This window comes from Streptomyces sp. NPDC057617 (genome assembly GCF_042800555.1).
In the GTDB taxonomy this organism is placed as follows: Bacteria; Actinomycetota; Actinomycetes; order Streptomycetales; family Streptomycetaceae; genus Streptomyces.
The window spans coordinates 231,088-253,992 of sequence record NZ_JBHVGV010000013.1; the positions used below are offsets into that span (position 1 = coordinate 231,088).

At 70.2% G+C, this 22,905-nt stretch carries 15 protein-coding genes and 1 riboswitch; of the genes, 8 read left to right on the forward strand and 7 right to left on the reverse strand.

What is annotated here, in order from left to right:
* Positions 1–194: 194 nt before the first annotated feature.
* From ACFU9P_RS28790 to ACFU9P_RS28805, 4 genes are all read left to right on the forward strand, one after another.
* A complete protein-coding gene (locus tag ACFU9P_RS28790) occupies positions 195–1,028 on the forward strand; it encodes a M24 family metallopeptidase (RefSeq protein ID WP_384086261.1) in 834 nt (277 codons plus the stop codon).
* On the forward strand, positions 1,025–2,875 hold the full coding sequence (locus tag ACFU9P_RS28795) for an SDR family oxidoreductase (RefSeq protein WP_384086264.1): 1,851 nt from the start codon (positions 1,025–1,027) through the stop codon (positions 2,873–2,875). Before ACFU9P_RS28790 ends, ACFU9P_RS28795 begins: the two co-directional genes overlap by 4 nt.
* 59 nt (positions 2,876–2,934) lie before the next feature.
* Entirely contained in the window at positions 2,935–3,879 is a 945-nt protein-coding gene (locus ACFU9P_RS28800; protein ID WP_384086417.1) for a metal-dependent hydrolase, read from the forward strand.
* 244 nt (positions 3,880–4,123) lie between these two features.
* Positions 4,124–4,678, forward strand: a complete 555-nt coding sequence (locus ACFU9P_RS28805) for an RNA 2'-phosphotransferase (RefSeq protein ID WP_384086267.1) — start codon at positions 4,124–4,126, stop codon at positions 4,676–4,678.
* A 130-nt stretch (positions 4,679–4,808) separates the two neighbouring features.
* Here ACFU9P_RS28805 and ACFU9P_RS28810 read toward each other — a convergent pair whose 3' ends face one another.
* Positions 4,809–5,702: an LLM class flavin-dependent oxidoreductase gene (locus tag ACFU9P_RS28810; RefSeq protein WP_384086270.1), complete on the reverse strand. Its 894-nt coding sequence runs from the start codon at positions 5,700–5,702 to the stop codon at positions 4,809–4,811.
* 171 nt (positions 5,703–5,873) lie between these two features.
* Here ACFU9P_RS28810 and ACFU9P_RS28815 point away from each other — a divergent pair, with 171 nt between their 5' ends.
* Positions 5,874–6,785 carry a Cof-type HAD-IIB family hydrolase gene (locus ACFU9P_RS28815; protein WP_384086273.1) on the forward strand — a complete coding sequence of 304 codons (912 nt, stop codon included), beginning with the start codon at positions 5,874–5,876 and terminating at the stop codon, positions 6,783–6,785.
* A gap of 167 nt (positions 6,786–6,952) precedes the next feature.
* Here the strand turns inward: ACFU9P_RS28815 and ACFU9P_RS28820 are convergent, their stop codons facing one another.
* From ACFU9P_RS28820 to hisC, 5 genes are all read right to left on the reverse strand, one after another.
* Positions 6,953–8,659, reverse strand: coding sequence for a GAF domain-containing sensor histidine kinase (locus tag ACFU9P_RS28820; RefSeq protein WP_384086276.1), 1,707 nt, complete (start codon positions 8,657–8,659; stop codon positions 6,953–6,955).
* Positions 8,660–8,725: 66 nt separating this feature from the next.
* Positions 8,726–12,502 carry a thiol reductant ABC exporter subunit CydD gene (cydD, locus tag ACFU9P_RS28825; RefSeq protein ID WP_384086279.1) on the reverse strand — a complete coding sequence of 1,259 codons (3,777 nt, stop codon included), beginning with the start codon at positions 12,500–12,502 and terminating at the stop codon, positions 8,726–8,728.
* Positions 12,503–12,564: 62 nt separating this feature from the next.
* Positions 12,565–13,563 (reverse strand): cytochrome d ubiquinol oxidase subunit II, encoded by a 999-nt coding sequence (gene cydB, locus ACFU9P_RS28830; protein ID WP_384086282.1) that lies wholly within the window; start codon positions 13,561–13,563, stop codon positions 12,565–12,567.
* 27 nt (positions 13,564–13,590) lie between these two features.
* Positions 13,591–15,099, reverse strand: a complete 1,509-nt coding sequence (locus ACFU9P_RS28835; RefSeq protein ID WP_376383209.1) for a cytochrome ubiquinol oxidase subunit I — start codon at positions 15,097–15,099, stop codon at positions 13,591–13,593.
* Positions 15,100–15,405: 306 nt separating this feature from the next.
* The gene (gene hisC, locus ACFU9P_RS28840; RefSeq protein ID WP_384086285.1) at positions 15,406–16,512 is read right to left on the reverse strand and encodes a histidinol-phosphate transaminase; all 1,107 of its coding nucleotides are present in this window, start codon (positions 16,510–16,512) and stop codon (positions 15,406–15,408) included.
* A 546-nt stretch (positions 16,513–17,058) separates the two neighbouring features.
* On the opposite strand from hisC, the gene ACFU9P_RS28845 reads away from it, so the two are divergent.
* From ACFU9P_RS28845 to ACFU9P_RS28855, 3 genes are all read left to right on the forward strand, one after another.
* Positions 17,059–18,171, forward strand: a complete 1,113-nt coding sequence (locus ACFU9P_RS28845) for a LacI family DNA-binding transcriptional regulator (RefSeq protein ID WP_376383213.1) — start codon at positions 17,059–17,061, stop codon at positions 18,169–18,171.
* Positions 18,172–18,515: 344 nt separating this feature from the next.
* Entirely contained in the window at positions 18,516–19,619 is a 1,104-nt protein-coding gene (locus ACFU9P_RS28850; protein WP_384086288.1) for a metallophosphoesterase, read from the forward strand.
* Between the two features lie 147 nt (positions 19,620–19,766).
* Positions 19,767–20,717 carry a hypothetical protein gene (locus ACFU9P_RS28855; RefSeq protein ID WP_384086291.1) on the forward strand — a complete coding sequence of 317 codons (951 nt, stop codon included), beginning with the start codon at positions 19,767–19,769 and terminating at the stop codon, positions 20,715–20,717.
* Positions 20,718–20,835: 118 nt separating this feature from the next.
* Here the strand turns inward: ACFU9P_RS28855 and thiC are convergent, their stop codons facing one another.
* The gene (gene thiC / locus ACFU9P_RS28860; RefSeq protein WP_384086294.1) at positions 20,836–22,710 is read right to left on the reverse strand and encodes a phosphomethylpyrimidine synthase ThiC; all 1,875 of its coding nucleotides are present in this window, start codon (positions 22,708–22,710) and stop codon (positions 20,836–20,838) included.
* Positions 22,703–22,848, reverse strand: a riboswitch (TPP riboswitch). Its footprint overlaps the gene before it by 8 nt.
* Positions 22,849–22,905: the final 57 nt, after the last annotated feature.

The window sequence follows — 22,905 nt, forward strand, 5'->3', positions numbered from 1 at the left end:
GGAACTGGGAGAAACCGTAGTCGATCGGCCGATTCGCCGGCCGAGTTGTCCACAGGGCCCGGCGGGCGGTTATCCACAGGTACAGTCCGGCCCTTGACGTTGCCGCCGGGGCATTGCCACATTCGTCACTGCAATATCGGTTTGCGTGACATGACGAACACGCACCGCACACGGAACCAGTCGGAGGCGATGCCGTGACGGACCAACGGACCGCGGAGCTGCGGGGATTCAGGGAGGTCCAGCGCCTGGCGTACGAATGCGCGGAGACCGTCGCCGCGCGGCTCACGCCGGGGGTGACGGAGCGCGAGGCGGCGCGGATGCAGCGCGCGTGGCTGCGCGCCCGCGGCGTGCGCGACTGGTTCCACCTGCCCTTCGCCTGGTTCGGGGACCGTACGGCGTTCGCCGGCTTCCGGATACCGCTGCAGTTCTTTCCCACCGGCCGACGTCTGGAGACCGGGATGCCGTTCATCCTGGACCTCGCGCCCGTCCACCGCGGCTTCACGGCGGATGTCGGCTATTCGGGCTGCCTCGGTCCGAACCCTCTGCACGACAGACTGCTCACCGATCTCCGGGTCCACCGCGAGCTGATCCTGCGGGAGGTGCGTGAGCGGCGGACGCTGCGGGAGATCTACGAGGACGTGGACCGCCTCATGGTCCGGCAGGGCTACGCCAACAGACACCGGGCGTATCCCTTCGGCGTCATCGCCCACAAGGTCGACCGGGTGAAGGACCGCCGCTGGTCACCGCATGTGTTCGGGTTCGGCACCCAGTCGCTCAAGGGGCTCGCGAGCGACGCGCTGCGCGGCCACCGGGACGGCTGGTCGCCGCTGTGGAGCCCGTACCGATTCTCCGACCACCCGCCGACGCCGGGGCTGTGGGCGGTCGAACCGCATCTCGGGTTCCGGGGTACGGGCGCGAAGTTCGAGGAGATCCTGGTCGTCACCGACTCCCGGGATCCGGAGCAGAGCGCGTTCTGGCTGGATGACGATCTGCCGCATGTGCGGCGCTGGACGGAGGCGGCCGTATGAGTACGGACACAGGTGCGGACGCGGGCGCGGGTGCGGGCTCCTCGGGCGGCTGCGGCGGTACGGTCCCGGGGCTGGAGGGGGCGCGGGAGCGCCGGGTGCGGACGGGCGGGGTCGAGCTGTGTGTCGCCGAGCTGGGCGATCCGGCGCGGCCGACCGTGGTGCTCGTGCACGGCTATCCGGACACCAAGGAGGTCTGGTCGGAGGTCGCGGGAAGGCTGGCGAAGCGCTTCCATGTGGTGCTGTACGACGTGCGGGGACACGGCGGGTCGACGGCGCCGGACCCGCTGCGCGGCGGCTTCACGCTGGAGAAGCTGACGGACGACTTCCTGGCGGTCGCCGACGCGGTGAGTCCGGACCGGCCGGTGCATCTCGTCGGCCACGACTGGGGTTCCGTACAGGCGTGGGAGTTTGTGACCGTCGCACGCACCGAGGGCCGGATCGCCTCGTTCACCTCGATGTCCGGGCCGTCCCTGGACCATATGGGGCACTGGATCAAGCGGCGCGCGGCGCGCCCCACTCCACGCCGGGTCGGTCAGCTCCTGGGCCAGGGCGCCAAGTCCTGGTACGTCTATGTGCTGCATACGCCCGTGCTGCCCGAGTTGGCCTGGCGCGGTCCTCTCGGCAGGCAGTGGCCCAAGATCCTCCGCCGGGTCGAAAGGCTTCCCGGCGAGGCGTATCCGACCGCGTCCCTGCCCCAGGACGCGGCGCACGGGGCGTGGCTCTACCGGGACAACATCCGCGCCCGGCTGCGCCGTCCTCGTACCGACGCCCATGCGCACGCACCTGTCCAGCTCATCACTCCGACCGGCGACGCCTTCCTGTCGGAGCGGCTCTACGACGATCTGGAGCAGTGGGCTCCGGGCCTGGTACGGCGCACGCTGCCTGCCAAGCACTGGGTGCCACGCACCAGGCCCGACCAACTGGCCTCCTGGATCGGCGACTTCGTCATCGCCCACGAGAGCGGTGGTCCTCCGGAAGGAGGTGCTGAGTCAGGTACGGGCACGGCGCCGAGGGGAGCGTACGCGCAGCGCTTCGGCGGACAGCTCGTCCTGGTCACGGGCGCGGCCAGCGGCATCGGCCGCGCCACCGCCTTCGCGTTCGCCGAGGCGGGCGCGCGGATCGTGGCGGTCGACCTGGACGGGGAAGGGGCCGCCAGGACCGCGGAACTGGCCCGGCTGACCGGAGCCCCCGAGGCCTGGGCCGAGACGGTCGATGTCGGTGACGGCGAGGCGATGGAGAAGCTCGCCGAGAAGGTCGCCACGGAGTACGGCATCGTCGATGTCCTGGTCAACAACGCGGGGATAGGGCTGTCCGGCCCCTTCCTCGACACCACCACCGAGGACTGGAAGAAGGTCCTGGACGTCAATCTGTGGGGTGTCATCCATGGCTGCCGCGTCTTCGGCAGGCAGATGGCCGCGCGCGGACAGGGCGGCCATATCGTCAACACCGCCTCCGCGGCCGCCTATCAGCCCTCGAAGGCACTGCCCGCGTACAGCACGTCCAAGGCGGCCGTGCTGATGCTCAGCGAATGTCTCCGGGCGGAACTGGCCGGGAAGGGCATCGGGGTCTCCGCGATCTGCCCCGGTTTCGTCAACACCAACATCACCTCCACCGCACGCTTCGCCGGTGTCTCGGCGGAAGAGGAGGAGCGGCGCAGAAAGAAGACCTCCCGGCTGTACGGGCTGCGCAACTACCCGCCGGAGAAGGTCGCCGACGCCGTACTGCGCGCCGTGGTGCGCAACCAGGCCGTCGTGCCGGTCACTCCGGAGGCCCGCGGCGCACGGTTCCTGTCCCGCTTCGCACCCGGGGCGCTGCGCGCAATCGCACGGGTGGAGCCGCCGCTGTGAACACCGACAAGCGAGCAGGGGACGGGGAGTTCGGGCCGGACGAAGAGAACGGGAAGCCCATGGGGACCGAGCGGACCCGGGAGACCGACGGGACCGGGGAGCGGTATGCCATCGTGCCGCGCCGGGTCTCGTTCGACTGGCACGGGACTCCTCTCCACTGGATACCGGACGAGCCCACGGCCACCCATGTCATCAATGTGCTGCACCTGCTGCTGCCGGCGGGCGAGCGGTGGTTCGTCAAGGTCTTCAAGGAGGCCCTGCCACTGGTCACCGACCCGGAACTGCTCAAGGACGTCAAGGGGTTCATGGGGCAGGAGGCCACGCACAGCGTCCAGCACTCCTATGTACTGGACCACCTGGCCGAGCAGCGGCTGAACACCGACGCGTACACCCGCCGTGTCGACTACCTCTTCGAGAAGTTCCTCGGCGAGAAGCCGCCCTGGGGGATACCCTTCCCGGCCGGAAGATGGCTGCTCTATAGGCTGGCGTTCGTCGCCGCGATCGAGCAGTTCACAGCGGTCCTCGGTGACTGGGTGCTGCGCGCGGAAGGGCTGGACCGGGCGGGATCCGACAAGGTCATGCTCGATCTGCTGCGCTGGCACGGCGCGGAGGAGGTCGAACACCGCGCCGTGGCCTTCGACATGTACGAGCACTGCGGCGGCCCGGGCGCACTGCGCTACGCGCGCCGGGTCGGCACGATGTGCGTCACCGCGCCCGTACTGCTGTGGCTCTGGTCCTCGGGCGCCGCCTATCTGATCCGGCACGACCCCCAACTCGCCGGACGGCCGCGCTACTCGCTGCGGGAGCACAACAAGGCGATGAGCAAGGGGCTGTTGCCGACCTGGCGCGAGCTGGGCGGGGCGATACCCCGCTACTTCCGCCGGTCGTACCACCCCTCGCAGGAAGGCTCGTTGCGCAGGGCTGTCGACTACCTCGCGACCTCGCCCGCGGCCCGGGCGGCGGCGGACGCGGTGAGCCGCGCGGCGCCAGGACGGAGGGAGTGAGCGCGCCGGGGCTGTCATCGCAGCGGCGACCGAACGGGAGCTACGCCCAAGGACCTTGGGCGCTCTCGCCTCAATCAACAAACAAGGCAGCCATATTGATCAAATAGGCTATAAGCCACAGACCTTGTCCACAGGATCGTCAAATCCCCCTGTGGATAACTGAGTTGGCTGTGGATCAAACCTGTGAACACGACGAATTTCAAATGAGTGGCGGCCTGGAGACCCTACCGGCCACGCTGTTCGGATGAACGTAACACCCGATGAACGACGCACCGTGAAGGTGTCGAAGTACCTCGCCAAGCATCTGCGCCACCAGCCCGAGCGGATCGGTATCACGCTCGACACGAACGGCTGGGTGGCGGTCGACGAGCTGATCCGCGCCGCCTCCGCGCATGGCTTCCGGATCACCCGCGCCGAACTGGACCATGTGGTCGCCGTCAACGACAAGCGGCGCTTCACGGTCGACGGTGACCGTATCCGCGCCAACCAGGGCCACACCGTCACGGTCGACCTGGACCTGCCACCGGCGGAGCCGCCCGCGTACCTCTACCACGGGACCGTCGCCCGCCATCTCGACGCGATCCGGGCCGAAGGGCTGCGGCCCATGGCCCGCCACCATGTGCACCTCTCGACCGACCGTGAAACGGCGACCCGGGTCGGCGCGCGCCGCGGCCGGCCGATCGTGCTCTCGGTGGACGCGGGCGCGATGCACCGGGACGGGCTGGTCTTCCATGTGAGCGCCAATGGGGTCTGGCTCACCGACTCCGTACCACCGCGGTACCTGCGCTTCCCCGACTGACCGCCGCCCCCACGAACGCGCACGGCACAGCCCGGCCCCTCGCCCAAGCCCGAGCCCCGGTCCCGGCAGGCCCCGACCCGAGACCCGGTCCCGCCCCGTCCAAGCCTCAGCCCCGGCCCTCGCCCCCCCGTTACGAGCGAAGCTGCGCCGGCGCCTCGGTCGCGATCCGCTCGAAGACCCGCTGGTCGGCGGCGAAGACCGAGTCCGGAATGGGGGCGTGCACCACGATCTCGTCGATCCCCAGCTCCATATGCCTGCCCGCGAAGTCCACGAACGCGTCCAGAGACCGCATCGGCCCGTCCCGGTCCGGTGTGAAGCCGGTGAGCAGGATCTTCTCCGGCACCTCGCGCCCGACCTCCGCGCAGACCTTGCCGAGCCGCTCGATCTGCCCGCGAATGGCCTCCCGGGACTGCTCGGGCGTACCGGTTTCGAACAGCTTCGGATCGCCCGTCGTCACCCAGGCCTGGCCGTACTGCGCGGCGAGTCGCAGCCCGCGCGGCCCGGTGGCCGCGACCGCGAACGGCAGCCTGGGCCGCTGCACACACCCCGGGATGCCACGGGCCTCGACGGCGGAGTAGAAGGTCCCCTCGTACGTCACGGAGTCCTCGGTCAGCAGCCGGTCCAGCAGCGGCACGAACTCGGCGAACCGGTCCGCCCGCTCCCTCGCCGTCCACGCCTCCTGCCCCAGCACCGTGGCGTCGAAGCCCGTACCACCCGCACCGATCCCAAGAGTGATGCGTCCGCCCGAGACATCGTCCAGCGTGAGCAGGTCCTTGGCGAGCGTGACGGGATGCCGGAAGTTCGGCGAGGTGACGAGCGTCCCCAGCCGCAGCCGCTCGGTGACGGCGGCTGCCGCCGTCAGTGTGGGCACCGCCCCGAACCACGGGCCGTCGCGGAAGGTACGCCAGGACAGATGGTCGTACGTGTACGCGGCGTGGAAACCGAGCCGCTCGGCGCGCAGCCACTCGTCGCGGCCGCCGTCGTGCCAGCGGCGGGCGGGAAGGATCACGGTACTCAGGCGCATGCCCCGACCCTACGTCCCGTCGTGCGACGGTCCGCGCGCCAGTCGGCCGTACGCGTCCCGTCCCTGCCCTGGCCCCAAACCGCCCCTCTGCCCCGCGCACCGCCGGCTGATCCCGTCTCAGATGTGCGCCCCTCTGCACGCCCGTGCGCACCCGTACGGGAGAATGGCGCCGTGACCTCGCCCACGGACGACTCCCCAGAAGCCCCGGACGCCACAGCTTCCCCAGCCGCCCCGGAGGCCGCGGCCCCTCCCGGCGCCCCGCTTCCCGCCCGGCCCCGGCTGATCGCGACCGATCTCGACGGCACCCTGCTCCGCGACGACAAGTCCGTGTCGGACCGTACGACCGCCGCGCTCAAGAACGCCGAGGAAGCGGGCATCGAGGTCTTCTTCGTCACCGGGCGTCCGGCCCGCTGGATGGATGTCGTCAGCGAGCATGTGCACGGCCATGGCCTGGCGATCTGCGCGAACGGTGCCGCGGTGGTCGATCTGCACGCCGGCGGCGAGCTGCTGAAGGTCCGGGACCTGGACCGCGCGACCGGGCTGTATGTCGTCCAGGCCCTGCGCGACGCCGCCCCCGGCACGGCCTTCGCCGTCGAGATGGCCCATGGCATCCGCTACGAGCCGACGTATCCACCCTTCCTTGAGGACCCGGGCGCGACCGTCGCCACCGCAGAGAAGATCTTCGACGAGGCGTACGAGGACTCAGCGGGCCCTGTCGTCAAGCTGCTCGCCCACCACCCCGCCCTGACGCCCGACGCCTTCCTCACCCTGGCCCGTACGGCGGCCGGCGACCGCGCCACGATCACCCGGTCGAGCCCCACCGCGCTGCTGGAGATCAGCGCCCTGGGCGTGAGCAAGGCCAGCACGCTCGCCCTCTGCTGCGCCGAGCGCGGCATATCGTCCGACGAGGTCGTGGCCTTCGGCGACATGCCGAACGACCTGGAGATGCTGGCCTGGGCCGGGACGTCGTACGCCATGGGCAACGCCCATCCGGATGTGCTGGCCGCCGCATCAGGCCGTACGGTCACCAACAACGAGGACGGCGTGGCGATCGTCATCGAACAGATCCTGGCCCGGCTCTAGGCACTGTCCGCCCGGCTCCAGGCCCTGTCCGCCCGCCTCTAGGCCCTGTCCGCCCGGCTCTAGGCCTTGTCCGCCCGGCTCCAGGCCCTGTCCGGCAAACCCCGCCTGGCGCGGTTCTGGCCCCCGCCGCGCCACGCAAAGCCCGCAACAAACCACAACGCCCCAGGTCACAGCGGCGCCTCCCAGAGCACCGTCGTACCGCGTCCGCCCCTCCCGATCCCCGGCCCGCACACGCTCGAACCGCCCAGCGACTCGGCCCGCCGCGCCAGATTGCGCAGTCCGCTGCGCCGCCCGCCGTCCGGGATGCCCACCCCGTCGTCGGCGACCGACAGCCGTACCGCCGCCCTGCCGTCGGGCAGCCGGGCCGTCGCGTCGACGACCACTTCGATACGGGTGGCATGCGCGTGCCGGAACGCGTTCGAGAGGGCCTCACGGAGCGCGGCGATCAGATTCTTCCCGGCCAGTTCACCGACAGCGGCGTCGACCTGCCCGAGAAAGCGGTGGCTAGGCCGGAACCCCAGGGGCACCGCCGCCATATTGATCTCCCGCAGTACGCGCGTGCGCACCCCGGCCAGCGCCTCGGCCGGACCCTGCTGGAGCGCGAAGATGGCCGTACGGATCTCCTGAATGGTCACATCCAGCTCGTCGACGGCCTTGTCGATGCCCTGGTGCACCTCGGCGGCGACCGCTCCGCGCTGGGCGCTCGCCAGCGTCATCCCCGTGGCGAACAGCCGCTGGATGACCAGATCGTGCAGGTCACGGGCGATACGGTCCCGGTCCTCCAGAACCGCCAGCCGCTCCCGGTCGCGCTGCGCCTCGGCCATCATCAGCGCCAGCGCGGCCTGGGCGGCGAACTGATCGGCCATGGTCCGTTCCCGCTCCCCGAAACGGCGCGCGCCCCGCGCCCGGGGCATGGCCAGCGCGCCCAGCACCCGGCCGTCGGCCCGCAGCGGCAGCAGCATCCCGGGCCCGAAATCCGCGGCAAGAGCGGGCGTCACCCGCGGATCGGTGGCGAGATCGTCCAGAAACATGGACTCACCGGCCAGCAGGGTCACGGCGACAGGATTCGTGGCCGGTACGACGTACTTCCGCTTCACCGTCGGATGCTCGGCGGATACGGCCACGACCTCCAGCCCGCCGCCCTCCGTGCGCAGCAGCACCACGCCGATGACCGAATCCGCCAGCCGGCGCGCCTGCTCGGCAACCACGGACAGCGCGTGCCCCGCGTCACCGCTGGTGAGCAGGGCCGTGGTGACGGCGACCGAGCCGTCGATCCAGCGCTCGCGCTGTCTGGCCGCCTCGTACAGCCGGGCGTTGCCGATGGCGTTCGCGGCGTCGGTGGCGAGGACACGCACCATGTGCAGGTCGTAGTCGCTGAACTCGCCCCCGCCCGGCTTCTCGGCCAGATAGAAATTGCCGAGCGCCTCGCCCTGGGCGCGGATGGGGACCCCCAGGAACGTCCGCATCGGCGGATGGCCGGGGGGATATCCCGCGGCGCGCGGATCGGTGGTCAGATCGGCCAGCCGGATCGCTTCGGGATGCCTGATCAGCGCGCCGAGCAGGCCCGTACGTCCGTCGGGTCTGCGGCCGATCCGCCGGGCCACGTCCTCGCCCACGCCATGGGCCACGAAGTCCGAGAGACCCTCGCCCGCCTCGTCGAGCACCCCGATGGCGGCGTAGCGGGCTCCGGCCAGCTCGGCGGCGGTCTCACAGATCCGCTTGAGCGTGGTGTGCAGCCCCTTTCCCGTACCGACGGAACACATCGCCTCCAGAAGCTCCGGCACGCGCGCGGTGTTCTCGACGGACAGGCCCTCCAGACTGCTCGCAGCGCGGGTGACCGCGTCGAGGGGCTCCAGCGGCTCGGGCACTTTCATAGGCCAGAGCCTAATAATTCCCATTTGATAGGGAAAGTCCGCGAGCAGGCACGAGCCCGCCGAGCCTCAGACACGGGCCTTCCGAGCCTCAACCGCCCGGAAACCCGCCGTCCGCGCACCGGCCACCTGCGCATCCGCCACCCGCGCACCCTCCAGCCCGCCGGCCGCGTCCCCCGCCCGCTCCCGGTCCAGCATCCGGCGCAGCGGCCCTTCGCCCGCCGCCAGCTCGGCGTACGCACCACGCTGTACGGCACGGCCGCCGTCCAGCACGATCACCTCGTCGACCGCGTCGAGCCCCCGCAGCCGGTGGGTGATCAGCAGCGTCGTACGGCCGGCCGTCGCCGCCAGCAGATCGGCGGTCAGCGCGTCCGCGGTCACCAGGTCGAGATGTTCGGCGGGCTCGTCCAGGATCAGTACGGGAAAGTCGGCCAGCAGCGCGCGGGCCAGCGCCAGCCGCTGCCGCTGTCCGCCGGAGAGCCGGGCGCCGTGCTCGCCGACGAGCGTGTCGAGGCCCGCAGGCAGGGAATCGGCCCAGTCGAGCAGCCGGGCCCGGCGCAGGGCCTCGCGCAGTTCGTCCTCGGTCGCGTCCGTACGGGCGAGCCTCAGGTTCTCCCGTACGGAGCTGTCGAAAAGGTGCGCGTCCTGCGCGCACAGACCGATGAACCGGCGGACGGTGTCCCCGTCGAGCGAGGCCAGGTCCGTACCGCCGAGGCGGCAGCCGCCCTCGCGCGCGTCCAGGAAGCGCAGCAGCACGTGCGCGAGCGTGGTCTTGCCCGACCCCGAGGGCCCGACGACGGCGACCCGTTTCCCGGCGGTCAGTGTCAGATCGAGCCCGCTGAGCGCGTCCCGCCGCTGCCCCGCGTACCGCGCGGACAGCCCCCGTACCTCCAGCGGGAACGGTGATACGGGCGCGGGGACCGGCCGCTCCGGCTCCTGTACGGGGACGGGGGCGTCCAGCACCTCGCACACCCGCTCCGCACTCCGCGCGGCGCGCCGCCGGTACCGCACGGCGAGCGGCAGCCCGGTGACCGCCTCGAATGCGGCGAGCGGGGTCAGGACGACCACGGCCAGTTCGACGCCGTCGAGCCGTCCCGCGCGTACGGCCGCCACGCCCACCAGCGCCGCCGCGGCCACGGTCAGTCCGCAGGCCAGCGCGGAGAGCCCGCCGCCGAGGGCCTGGGCGACCGCCCCGCGCGCGGCGATCGCGGTCAGCGTTCCGTCGGTCTCGCGCACCTGACGCAGACGGCTCCGCAGCGCGCCCGCGACGGTCAGTTCGGCGGTGCCGCGGAGCAGATCGGCGACCCGTGTGGCCAGCGCTCCGCGCGCGGGGGCGAGCCGGTGCTCGGCCCTGCGGGCGCAGGCGGCGCTCACCAGCGGCACGCCGACCCCGGCGACCAGCAGCCCGGCGGCGAGTACGGCGCCCGCCTCCGGCAGCAGCCACGCGGTGAATCCGACCGTGCCCGCCGCGACCAGCAGCGCGGTACCGGCCGGGAGCAGCCACCGCAGCCAGTAGTCCTGGAGTTCGTCCACATCGGCGACGAGCCGGGACAGCAGATCCCCGCGCCGGGTCCCGCCGAGGCCGGCGGGCGCGATGCGCTCCAGCCGCCGGTACACCGCGACCCGCAGATCAGCGAGCATCCTGAGCACGGCGTCATGCGACACGACGCGCTCGGCGTACCGGAAGACGGCCCGGCCGATCCCGAAGGCGCGGGTGGCCGTCACCGCGACCATCAGATAGAGCACGGGCGGCTGTTCGGAGGCGCGCGAGATGAGCCAGCCGGACACCGCCATGAGTCCGACGGCGGAGCCGAGGGCGCAGCTTCCGAGGAGCAGGGCCAGTACGAAGCGGCCGCGCAGCGCCCCGGCTGCGGCCCGCATCCGCGCGAGCGGAGCGAGCGCGGCAAGCGGATCCCCGGACGGTACGGGTATCTCGCCGCCAGCAGCCGGTACGGCCTGCTCTTGGCCGACAGGAGGCGCGGGCGCCGGACCGGAGCCGGGGCCCTGCTCCCTCGCCGAAACCTGCAAGCCCGCGCCAAGCCGCGAAGCCTCCGCACCCGAGCCAAGACCCGAAACGCCCGCACCCGAGTCGCCTGCGCCAAGACCCGAACCGGCCTCCCCCACGCCAACCCCCGAAGCCCCGTCGCCCGCGCCAACACCCAAACCCGCCGCGCCCACGCCAAGCCCCGATCCCTCGTCGCCCTCCGGCCGCTCCCGCAGCGCGATCACCCGGTCCGCCGCCGCGAGCAGTGCCGGCCGGTGGACGACGAGCAGCACCGTACGGCCCCTGGCCAGCCGCCGTACCGCCTCGACGATGCCCGCCTCCGTCTCACCGTCGAGCGCCGCCGTGGGCTCGTCGAGCAGCACCAACGGCCGGTCGGCGAGAAACGCCCGGGCCAGCGCCAGCCGCTGCCGCTGGCCGGCCGACAGCCCGGCACCGTCCTCGCCGAGGACGGTCCGCACCCCCTGAGGGAGCGCCGCCACGAACTCGTACGCGCCCGCCTCCCGCAGCGCGTCCCGTACCGCCGCGTCGTCCGCGTCCGGCCTCGCCAGCCGTACGTTCTCCGCGACCGTCCCGGCGAAGAGATACGGCCGCTGCGGCACCCACGCGATCCGCTCCCGCCAGCGGTACGGATCGAGCGAGGCCAGATCGCGGCCGTCGACCCGTATCCGCCCCTCGTCCGGCACGGTGAAGCCGAGCACGACATCGAGCAGCGTGGACTTCCCCACCCCGCTCGGCCCGACCAGGGCGACGGTCTCCCCCGGCTCGACCGTCAGCGAGGCCGCGTCCAACGAGGGTTCCGTACGGCCCTGATGGCGTACGGTCACCGCCTCCAGCTCCAGCCGTGGCGCACCGGAGCCGGGGATCACCTCCGTACCGCACGCGGGAGGCTCGGTCTCCAGCACCGTGAAGATCTCCTCGGCGGCTGCCAGCCCCTCGGCCGCCGCGTGGTACTGCGCGCCCACCTGGCGGATCGGCAGATAGGCCTCGGGCGCGAGGACCAGCACCACCAGGCCCGTGTACAGATCGAGATCGCCATGCACCAGCCGCATCCCGATACCGACCGCGACCAGCGCCACCGACAGCGTCGACAGCAACTCCAGTGCGAAGGACGAGAGGAAGGCGATCCGCAGCGTACGGAGGGTGGCCTGCCGGTACTCGGAGGTGATCGCACGGATCGACTCGGCCTGCGCCTTGGCCCGGCCGAAGACCTTGAGAGTCGGCAGCCCGGCGACCACATCCAGGAAGTGGCCCGACAGCCGGGACAGCAGCCGCCATTGACGGTCCATCCGCGCCTGGGTGGCCCAGCCGATCAGCACCATGAACAGCGGGATCAGCGGCAGGGTCACCACAATGATCGCCGCCGAGACCCAGTCCTCGGTCACGATCCTCGCCAGAACCGCCGCCGGCACCACCACGGCGAGACCGAGCTGTGGCAGATAGCGCGCGAAGTAGTCGTCCAGAGCATCGACCCCGCGCGTGGCGAGCGCGACCAGCGAACCGGTGCGCTGCCCGCTCAGCCAGCCCGGACCGAGTTCCGCCGCCCGCTCCAGCAGCCGCCCGCGCAGCTCGGACTTGACGGCGGCGCTCGCCCGGTGGGCCGCCAGCTCCGTCAGCCAGGAGACCAGACCGCGACCGATGGCGACCGCGGCCAGCAGAAGCAGGGGAGTGCGCAGCCCGGAACCATCGAGCCCGCGCTGGAACCCTCCCACCACCACCTCGGCGATCAGCATCGCCTGAGCGACCACCAGCCCCGCGCCGACCAGCCCCAGCGCCACCACGGCCGCCAGAAAGAAACGAGTGGCGCGGGCATATCGCAGCAGACGCGGATCGATTGGTTTCACGTGAAACACCTACTCTGATGCCGCCCGACACTCATGACCATGAGCAAATCCCGCATAGTGGCTCACGCATCCGCGATGTGCTGCGTCCCGATCCGCTTGCGGAACACCCAGTACGTCCACCCCTGATAGAGCAGCACCACCGGAGTCGCGATCCCCGCACACCAGGTCATGATCTTCAGCGTGTACGGGGTGGACGAGGCGTTCGTCACCGTCAGGCTCCAGGCCGGATCCAGCGACGACGGCATGACATTCGGGAAGAGCGTCAGAAAGAGCATCGCCACAACGGCCACGATCGTGACGCCGGAGAGGGCGAACGACCAGCCCTCGCGCCCCGCCGCGATGGTCCCGACCGCGCCGGCCAGCGCCACCACGGCCACGATCAGGGCGACCAGGCTCGTACCGTCGCCCTTGTCCGCCTGGGTCCAGAGCAGAAAACCGAGCGCCAGCAGGGCGGTGAGCAGCCCCAGTCCTACGGCCAGCTTCCTGGCCCGGACCCGTATGTCCCCCACCGTCTTGAGCGCGGCGAACACCGCGCCATGGAAGGTGAAGAGGGTCAGCGTGACCAGTCCGCCCAGCAGCGCGTACGGATTGAGCAGGTCGCCGAAGCTGCCGACGTACTCCTTGTGCGCGTCGATCGCGACGCCCCGCACGATATTGCCGAAGGCGACACCCCACAGCACCGCGGGCAGCAGCGAGGTCCAGAAGATCGCGTGCTCCCAGTTGCGCTGCCAGTTCTCCTCGGGCCGCTTGGCCCGGTATTCGAAGGCGACACCGCGCACGATCAGACAGACCAGGATGAGCAGCAGCGGCAGATAGAAGCCGGAGAAAAGGGTGGCGTACCACTCGGGGAAGGCGGCGAAGGTCGCCCCGCCCGCGCTCAGCAGCCAGACCTCATTGCCATCCCAGACAGGCCCGATGGTGTTGATGAGGACCCGCCGCTCCTTGCGGTCGCGGGCCAGCAGCTTGGTCAGGATCCCGATGCCGAAGTCGAAGCCTTCTAGGAAGAAGTAGCCGGTCCAGAGAACGGCGATCAGGACGAACCAAACATCGTGGAGTTCCATAGCTCCTCGCTTCCCTCGGTCGAATCGTCAGTACGAGAAGGCCATCGGCCGGTCGGCGTCCGCCGGATCGCCGCCGATCTTCGTGGGCGGATGGAGATCGGCGTCCGTCAGCTCCGGCGGCCCGGCCTTGACGTACTTGATCAGCAGCCTGACCTCGATGACCGCGAGGACGGCGTACAGCAGGGTGAAGACGGTCATCGAGATGAGCACCTCGGCCTGCGAGACACCGGGGGAGACCGCGTCGGCCGTGCGGAGCACCCCGTACACGACCCAGGGCTGGCGTCCCGTCTCGGTGAAGATCCAGCCCCAGGAGTTGGCGATCAGCGGGAAGAGCAGGGTCCAGAGGGCGGTGATCCAGTACCACTTGGCGAACTTCGGGCTCAGCGCCTTCTTCCTGAAGAGAACGAGATGCGGCACCTCGTCCTCGCCGGTCCGCAGGGCGGGCGGCAGCAGGAACTTCTTCCGGGTCAGCCAGAGTCCGAGCAGCCCGATGGCGAAGGACGCCATGCCGAAGCCGATCATCCAGCGGAAACTCCAGTAGGCGACCGGGATATTGGGCCGGTAGTCGCCGGGCCCGTACTTCTGCTGCTCGGCCTTGTTGACGTCGTTGATGCCGGGGACATGCGAACTGAAGTCGCTGTTGGCGAGGAAGGACAGCAGTCCGGGGACCTCGACGGCCACGGTGTTGTGGCCCTTCTCGACATCTCCGTACGCGAAGAGCGAGAAGGGCGCGGGCGCCTGGCCCTCCCAGAGGGCCTCGGCCGCGGCCATCTTCATCGGCTGCTGCTTGAACATGACCTTGGCGAGCGTGTCACCGCTGACGGCGGTGAGCAGTCCGGCGATCACCACCGTGACCAGGCCGAGGCGGAGCGAGGTCCGCATCACCGGGATGTGCTTCTTACGGGCGAGATGGAAGGCCGCGATGCCGACCATGAACGCGCCGCCGACCAGGAAAGCGGCCGTCAGGGTGTGGAAGAACTGGGTGAGCGCGGTGTCCTGGGTGAGGACTTTCCAGAAGTCGGTGAGTTCGGCGCGTCCGGCTTCCTCGTTGATACGGAAGCCGGTCGGGTGCTGCATCCAGGAGTTGGCCGCCAGGATGAAGTAGGCGGAGAGGACCGTGCCGATCGAGACCATCCATATACAGGCGAGATGGATCTTCTTCGGCAGTTTGTCCCAGCCGAAGATCCACAGCCCGATGAAGGTGGACTCGAAGAAGAAGGCGATCAGCGCCTCGAAGGCGAGCGGGGCTCCGAAGATGTCACCGACGAAGCGCGAGTAGTCGGACCAGTTCATCCCGAACTGGAACTCCTGCACGATGCCGGTGACGACCCCCATCGCGATATTGATCAGAAAGAGCTTGCCCCAGAACTTGGTGGCTCTGAGGTACTTCGGATTCCCCGTGCGGACCCAGGCGGTCTCCAGGCCGGCGGTGAGCGCGGCGAGCGAGATCGTCAGGGGGACGAAGAGGAAGTGGTAGACGGTGGTGATGCCGAACTGCCATCGCGCCAGGGTCTCCGGCGCCAGAGCCAGGTACACGTCGCCTTCTCCTTAATCGCCTTGCAAATCGCCTTGCACAACCGCCCTGCGCGCCTCGGTCGGCCGTGGTGACGGAGGCGGCTTGCCCCTTTCACCCCGGACATACCGCGACGAACAAGACGAGCTTGTGAACGCGTTCACATTCACAAGCATTATGTCGCACACCCTTCCGAGCCGACGCAGGGGGGGTCGAAGACCAGCCACTGCAGCCACCCCCGGTCAGCCACCCGCCACCCCCGGACATGCGGAAGGGGCGGCCCCGAAGAGACCGCCCCCGCCCGCCTTCACCGGCCACACCCCGCCGGACTACATCTCCTTACGGAACGCCTCGGCCGCCTGAAGGAACAGGTCATTGGCCTCGTGCTCGCCGATCGTGACCCGTACCCCCTCGCCCGGGAAGGGCCGTACGACCACACCGGCCGCCTCACACGCCGCCGCGAACGCGACCGTACGCTCACCGAGCCGCAGCCAGACGAAATTGGCCTGCGTCTCCGGTACGGTCCAGCCCTGGCCGATCAGCCCCGCGTGCACCCGCTCGCGCTCGGCGACCAGCGCGCCCACCCGTCCCAGCAGCTCGTCCTCGGCACGCAGCGAGGCGATCGCCGCCTCCTGCGCGATCTGGCTCACACCGAACGGGACCGCGGTCTTCCGCAGCGCGGCGGCCACCGGCTCATGGGCGATCGCGAAGCCGACCCGCAGCCCTGCCAGCCCGTACGCCTTGGAGAACGTACGCAGCACCGCCACATTCGGGCGGTCGCGGTAGATCTCCACCCCGTCCGGCACCTCGCCGCCCTCCGCGCCCCGCCCGGGCCGCATGAACTCCCGGTACGCCTCGTCGAGCACGACCAGCACATCCGCCGGCACCCGGTCGAGGAACCGTTCCAGCTCGGCCCGGCGCACCACCGTGCCGGTCGGGTTGTTGGGGTTGCAGACGAAGATCAGCCGGGTCCGCTCGGTGATCGCCTCGGCCATCGCGTCCAGGTCGTGCACGTCGCCCGGGGTCAGCGGCACCTTTATGGAGGCCGCGCCCGCGATCTGGGTGATGATCGGGTACGCCTCGAAGGAGCGCCAGGCGTAGATGACCTCGTCACCGGGGCCCGAGGTGGCCTGGAGCAACTGCTGTGCGACCCCCACCGACCCCGTACCGGTCGCGAGATGCGACACGGGCACCCCGAAGCGGTCGGCCAGCTCCTCCATCAGCCCGCTGCAGGCCAGGTCCGGGTAGCGGTTGAAGGCGCCCGCGGCCTCGATCGCCCGCTCCATCACGCCCGGCAGCGGCGGGTACGGGTTCTCGTTGGAGGACAGCTTGTACGCGGCGGGGCCGCCGGACGCCGTCGGCCCGCCAGGTTTGCCCGGCTTGTACGTGGGGATGCCGTCCAGCTCGGCACGCAGCTTGGGGCTCGTCTCGCTCACCGCAGGTCCTCCTCGGCCGTTCACGGGTCCGTACGACTTCGACTCCGGCATCACCGTCAGGGATACCGGTGTCGATTCCGGCATCGATGACGACTTCAATGCTGCACACCTTATGAGGATTCGTGTCCGCTGCGAATGGCGGCCGAGGGAGGTCCGCCGCACACCCACCGCACACCCGTCACGCAGCCGAAGGGCACGCGCCGCGCTGTGGCGGGCCTCCCGCAGGACGTCCTGCGGGAGGCCGCCGGATGGCCTGCGGACGGCCTGCGGACGGCCGCCAGGGGAGGGGCGCACACGCTCCCCTGGCGCGCGCCGGTGGCCCGCGCCGTGGCGCGCGTCCCCCGTAGAGGTGAGTTGAGACCTCTTCGAAACATGGCCCCTTCGCCAGGTCCATGCCGCTCGTTGCATGGCAGAACATAGCTACACGTGTTAACTCCCTTGCCTTCCAAGGCCATTTACCACCTGCAACCATGCAAAAACGTGCCTGCCCATAGGTGATTGTGCGACCGGACCCACCGCCCGCCCGAGCCCTACTATCGGCTCGCCATGACAGCAGCAGGGAAACACCAGGTGAGCCGGACGGACACAACCCGCCGGGGAAGCCGGCAAGGTCGGGCGGGCATCCGGGACGTGGCCGCCGCAGCCGGTGTCTCCATCACGACTGTCTCGGACGCGCTCAACGGCAAGGGCCGGTTACCCGACGCCACCCGACGCCATGTCCGAGAAGTCGCCGAACGCCTCGGCTACCGGCCGTCCGCCGCCGCCCGAACCCTCCGTACCGGCAAGTCGGGCCTCATCGGCCTGACCGTGACGACGTACGGGGATGAACCTTTCACCTTCACCGAGTTCGCCTACTTCGCCGAGATGGCCAGGGCCGCGACTTCCGCCGCACTCGCTCGCGGCTACGCCCTCGTCATCCTCCCCGCCACCTCCCGCCATGACGTCTGGGCCAATGTCGCCCTCGACGGCACCGTCGTCATCGACCCCTCCGACCACGATCCGGTGGTCACCGAACTCGTCCGCCAGGGCCTTCCCGTCGTCTCCGACGGCCGGCCCGCGGGCACCCTTCCCGTCACCGCCTGGGTCGACAACGACCACGAAGCGGCCGTCCTCGATCTGCTCGACCATCTCGCCGCCGCCGGCGCACGCCGGATCGGCCTGCTCACCGGCACCACCACGGACACCTACACCCGGCTCTCCACCACCGCCTATCTGCACTGGTGCGAACGAGTCGGCCAGGACCCGGTCTACGAGTCCTATCCCGCCCACGACCCGTGCGCGGGGGCCGTCGCCGCCGACCGGCTGCTGGCCCGCCCGGACCGGCCCGACGCCGTCTACGGGCTCTTCGACCCCAACGGCACCGATCTGCTCGCCGCCGCACGGCGGTACGGACTGCGCGTACCGGACGATCTCCTGCTCGTCTGCTGCAGCGAGTCCACCGTGTACGCCTCGACGGAGCCGCCGATCACCACGCTCTCGCTCAAGCCGCGCCGTATCGGCACCGCGGTCATCCAGCTCCTCATCGACGCCATCGAGGGGCTGGAGACCGACCGGCCGGTCGAGCAGGTGATACCGACCGAACTGATCGTCCGGACCTCCTCCCAGCGCCGCCCCCCGCGCACCACGGTCAGCGCGCCCCGGTCCCCCGCGGGCGACTGAGCCTGAGTACGCCTCAGCACACCTCCGTACGGCGGACCCCTGACCGCGCGAAGCACAGCACGCGGTCAGGGGCTGCCGAGACGCCTGGGACACAGGGGGGAGGAGCCGGTGCAATGACCGGTGAAGGCCCAGACCTTTGACATTTCGGGCGATCGATCCGAAAACAGCCGGTGAACCGGAGGTGCAATCGGATTCACCACCCCTGGTGCGTCACACGGGAGGACCTGCATTCCTATGATGGGCGCACGACACCACGGACCTTCGCTCACCGCCGACGGGCTCATCCCCCACCGGCCGGGCTGGCCCCACAGGTGTACGGCGGCACGACGGCGGTGGAGGGGTCGATGACACAGGGGGCCGGCCAGGGACCCGTGGTGCGGACGGCGACGTTGCGCGACTTCCGCGTACCGCCGTACGCGCTGGTCCCCGTGCAGTCCGGAGAACCCGGCCCGTCAGGCCCCGCGGCCGCCGGCCCGTCCGGGCATCCCGGCAACGCGGTCCCCGACGACGAGCCCCCGGAGGGCTACACCCCCACCGAACGCGATCTCCCGGTGATCAACCGGGGGGACACGGTCCAGGTGCATGTCGGCCCCGTGGCGGAACCGTCGGTGCCCGACGGCCTCGGCCCGCTCTATGTCGTCGGCGACGTCCACGGCTATCTCGACGAACTCCTCGCCGCGCTGACCGCACAGGGACTGATCGACGCCGACGGCCACTGGGCCGCGGGCACCGCGCGTCTCTGGTTCCTCGGTGACTTCACCGACCGCGGCCCCGACGGCATCGGGGTCATCGACCTCGTGATGCGGCTCTCCGCGGAAGCGGCGGCGGCGGGCGGCTACTGCAAGGCCCTGATGGGCAATCACGAACTGCTGCTGATCGGCGCCAGACGCTTCGGCGACACCCATGTCAACTCCGGCGCGGGTACGGCCACTTTCCAGGCGGCCTGGCTGCTCAACGGCGGTCAGCGCACCGATATGGAGCGCCTCCAGGACGTCCATCTCCAGTGGATGTCCCGGCTCGACGCGGTCGTCGAGGCGGACGGACATCTCCTCCTGCACTCCGACACGACGGCCTATCTGGACTACGGATCCACGATCGAGGACGTCAACGACACGATTCATCAGATCCTCACCCGCAATGACGCGGACGAATGCTGGGACCTGTTCCGCAAACTCACCAAGCGCTTTGCCTTCCGCGACGACGGCGGCCCCGAGGCCGTACGGGAACTGCTCTCCCGGTACGGCGGACAGCGCGTCGTCCATGGCCACAGCCCGATTCCCTATCTGCTGGGCGAAGTCGGCACCGAAGACGCCTCGGACGGCGAAGCCGACACGGGTCCGCTGGTGGAAGGGCCACACGTATATGCCGACGGACTTGCCATCGCGATGGACGGCGGTGTGACGATGGCGGGAAAGCTGCTGGTCGTCCGGCTTCCTCTGGAGAACTGAGACAACGGAGTCGAGCCGATTTAGGTAAACCCCCTGTCACCTCACGCCAAAACAGCTCTACCATCGGCTTATCCGTAGCAGGCTCTCCTCCGTTTCCGCCAACTGCCCGTCCCACGCGGGCGAACCGGCCCTACGGAGCATCGGGGGATGCACATGAACAGCGCTCCGCACCTGCTCAGCGAGGATCGCGCGGAATTCGAGCGGATCCTCGATGTCGTGCTGCACAACGCGCACGAGCGCCCTGATCTCGCCGCGATCGGGGAGCGGCTCACCAGCGAGCAGCTACGCACCATGGCCCTGAAGTCCACGGCGCGGATCACCACGGCCGCGGCCGCCGAGTACGAGCACTACACGAAGATCCGCGAGGAGTTCCGCTCGCCGGGTCTTTCCGCTTCGGCCCGCGCCGGCTCCGTACGATCCGACTCGGCGGGGTCCGACCCGGCCCGCTCGGACTCGACGCGCTCCGATGCGGCTCGTTCTGATGCGGCTCGTTCTGATGCGGCTCGCTCCGGCTCGGCGCGCGATTCCGTGCTGGATCCGGCCGAGGCCGAAGTACCGGAATCCGGCGCGGGGTTCACGGCGATCATCACGGTGCTGGTCCCGGTCCTCGGTGGCGTCGCCGCGGTGATCTTCCTGCTCGTCGGTTATCTCCTCAAGGCACTCAGCCGACCGCCCGCGTTCGCGGACAGCCTGCTGGCCGTGGGCTGGTTCTTCGGTGCCATCACCGCGCTGGGCATCCTGGCCGCCGCGATCGGTCTGCTGGTCACGGCCCTGCGCAACAGCAAGACCCAGCTCCCGGCCGAGGAGTCGCCGAGCGGTGAGCTGCCCGACGAGGTGGCCCGGGCCCGGGAGGCCTGGCGCCATGCGCTGCTGGAGAGGGGCATCCTGCCCTTCCTGCGCGACGTTCTGGCCGACCCGAGCGCGGACCCGGCGGCCCCGGGACCGGTCCGGCCGGCCAAGCACCTGCCCAAGATCGGCTACAGCCGGCCGGACTTCAGCAGCCCGGACGAGGGCGCCACCACCGGCCAGCGCCCCAGCTTCACCAGCCCGGACTTCACCAGCCCAGATTTCGGCGGCCCGGACCACCGACCGGAGTGACCTCCGGCCGGTGCCCGGCACCGTTGGCCCGCCGTTCCGTCGTCCGGCCTCCGAGGCTGCGTAGCCTCTCAGGCCCGGCGCTCGGTCCGGAGGGCCGCCGGCCCTCAGTCCGCCGGGTTCAGTCCGCCAGCGGCAGATAGACCCGGTTGCCGGCCGCGGCGAATTCCTTGGACTTCTGCGCCATGCCCGCCTCGATCTCGTCGGCCCCGATCGCTGCGCCCGCCTCGCCCGCGCTTCCCGTACCGTCGCCGCCGCCGTCGCTCTCGAACTCGCCGCCGTGCCGCCGCCGGATGTCCTGCGAGATCTTCATCGAGCAGAACTTCGGGCCGCACATCGAGCAGAAGTGCGCCGTTTTCGCCGGCTCCGCCGGCAGCGTCTCGTCGTGGAACTCCCGGGCCGTGTCCGGATCCAGGGCCAGATTGAACTGGTCCTCCCAGCGGAACTCGAACCGGGCGTCGGACAGCGCGTCGTCCCACGCCTGCGCCCCCGGGTGCCCCTTGGCGAGGTCCGCGGCATGCGCGGCGATCTTGTACGTGATGACACCGGTCTTGACGTCGTCCCGGTCCGGCAGCCCCAGGTGCTCCTTGGGGGTGACGTAGCAGAGCATCGCCGTACCCCACCACGCGATCATCGCCGCGCCGATGCCGGAGGTGATGTGGTCGTACGCCGGGGCCACATCGGTCGTCAACGGGCCGAGCGTATAGAACGGCGCCTCCTCGCAGATCTCCTGCTGGAGGTCGATGTTCTCCTTGATCTTGTGCATCGGGACATGGCCCGGGCCCTCGATCATGGTCTGTACGCCGAGCCGCTTGGCGGTCGAGTTCAGCTCCCCCAGCGTGCGCAGCTCGGCGAACTGGGCCTCGTCGTTGGCGTCCGCGATGGACCCCGGCCGCAGGCCGTCACCGAGGGAGTACGTCACGTCGTACGCCGCGAGGATCTCGCACAGCTCCTCGAAGTTCTCGTACAGGAACGACTCCTTGTGGTGCGCGAGGCACCATGCCGCCATGATCGAGCCGCCGCGCGAGACGATGCCCGTCTTGCGGCGCGCCGTCAGCGGAACGTACCGCAGCAGCACCCCGGCATGGACCGTCATGTAGTCGACGCCCTGTTCGGCCTGCTCGACGACCGTGTCCTTGTAGATCTCCCAGGTCAGCTCCTCGGCCTTGCCGTCGACCTTTTCGAGCGCCTGGTAGAGCGGCACGGTGCCGATCGGCACGGGGGAGTTGCGCAGCACCCACTCGCGCGTGGTGTGGATATTGCGGCCGGTGGAGAGGTCCATGACCGTGTCGGCGCCCCAGCGGGTCGCCCAGGTCATCTTCTCCACCTCCTCCTCGATGGAGGAAGTGACCGCGGAATTGCCGATGTTGGCGTTGACCTTCACCAGGAACCGCTTGCCGATGATCATCGGCTCGATCTCCGGGTGATTGACATTGGCCGGCAGTACGGCACGGCCCGCGGCGATCTCCTCGCGCACGACCTCCGGGGACACGTTCTCCCGGATCGCGACGTACTCCATCTCCTGCGTGATCTCCCCGCGCCGGGCGTACGAGAGCTGCGTCACGGTCTGTCCGGCCCGCGCCCGGCGCGGCTGGCGCGGCCTGCCGGGGAAGACCGCGTCGAGGTTGCGCAGCCCGCCGCGCGGCGCCGTGTGCTTGAGCCCGTCGTCCTCGGGGCGGACCGGCCGGCCCGCGTACTCCTCGGTGTCCCCCCGCCCGATGATCCAGTTCTCCCGGAGTGGCGCGAGACCGCGGCGTACATCGGTCTCGACGGCCGGATCGGTGTACGGACCCGAGGTGTCGTACAGCGTGACGTCCTGGCCGTTGGTGAGGTGCACCTGGCGGACCGGAACCTGGAGGTCAGGGCGCGAGCCCTGGACATATCCCTTGTGCCAGCCGATAGTCCTTTGAGTCCGGCTCGAACCATGAGCCTCGCTCGAATGTCCAGACTCGTTTTCAGAATCGGAGGCAGGCGTGTGTGCGTCCTGAACGGTCATGAGACCTACTCCCTACGCCGGCATTACCCGGTAACAGGTTCAGCGGTCGGCGCAGCTCAGGGGTCCAGGGGATACTCCCCGGAACGCCACAGTCAGCGCCCTCTCAGCCCGGTGCTCCGAGCTCCCGCGTGTGCAAAAGGTGCCCCCACGCTAGCGTCATATCCGGCGTGCTGAACAGAGGGCCTCAGGCTTCTT

Coding starts and splice junctions, on each gene's coding strand:
- ACFU9P_RS28800 (WP_384086417.1), top strand. CDS start 2,935: ATGGGGACCGAGCGGACCCGGGAGACCGACGGGACCGGGGAGCGGTAT.
- ACFU9P_RS28795 (WP_384086264.1), top strand. CDS start 1,025: ATGAGTACGGACACAGGTGCGGACGCGGGCGCGGGTGCGGGCTCCTCG.
- ACFU9P_RS28845 (WP_376383213.1), top strand. CDS start 17,059: ATGACAGCAGCAGGGAAACACCAGGTGAGCCGGACGGACACAACCCGC.
- ACFU9P_RS28850 (WP_384086288.1), top strand. CDS start 18,516: ATGACACAGGGGGCCGGCCAGGGACCCGTGGTGCGGACGGCGACGTTG.
- ACFU9P_RS28820 (WP_384086276.1), bottom strand. CDS start 8,659: ATGAAAGTGCCCGAGCCGCTGGAGCCCCTCGACGCGGTCACCCGCGCT.
- ACFU9P_RS28805 (WP_384086267.1), top strand. CDS start 4,124: ATGAACGTAACACCCGATGAACGACGCACCGTGAAGGTGTCGAAGTAC.
- cydB (WP_384086282.1), bottom strand. CDS start 13,563: ATGGAACTCCACGATGTTTGGTTCGTCCTGATCGCCGTTCTCTGGACC.
- ACFU9P_RS28810 (WP_384086270.1), bottom strand. CDS start 5,702: ATGCGCCTGAGTACCGTGATCCTTCCCGCCCGCCGCTGGCACGACGGC.
- ACFU9P_RS28855 (WP_384086291.1), top strand. CDS start 19,767: ATGCACATGAACAGCGCTCCGCACCTGCTCAGCGAGGATCGCGCGGAA.
- thiC (WP_384086294.1), bottom strand. CDS start 22,710: ATGACCGTTCAGGACGCACACACGCCTGCCTCCGATTCTGAAAACGAG.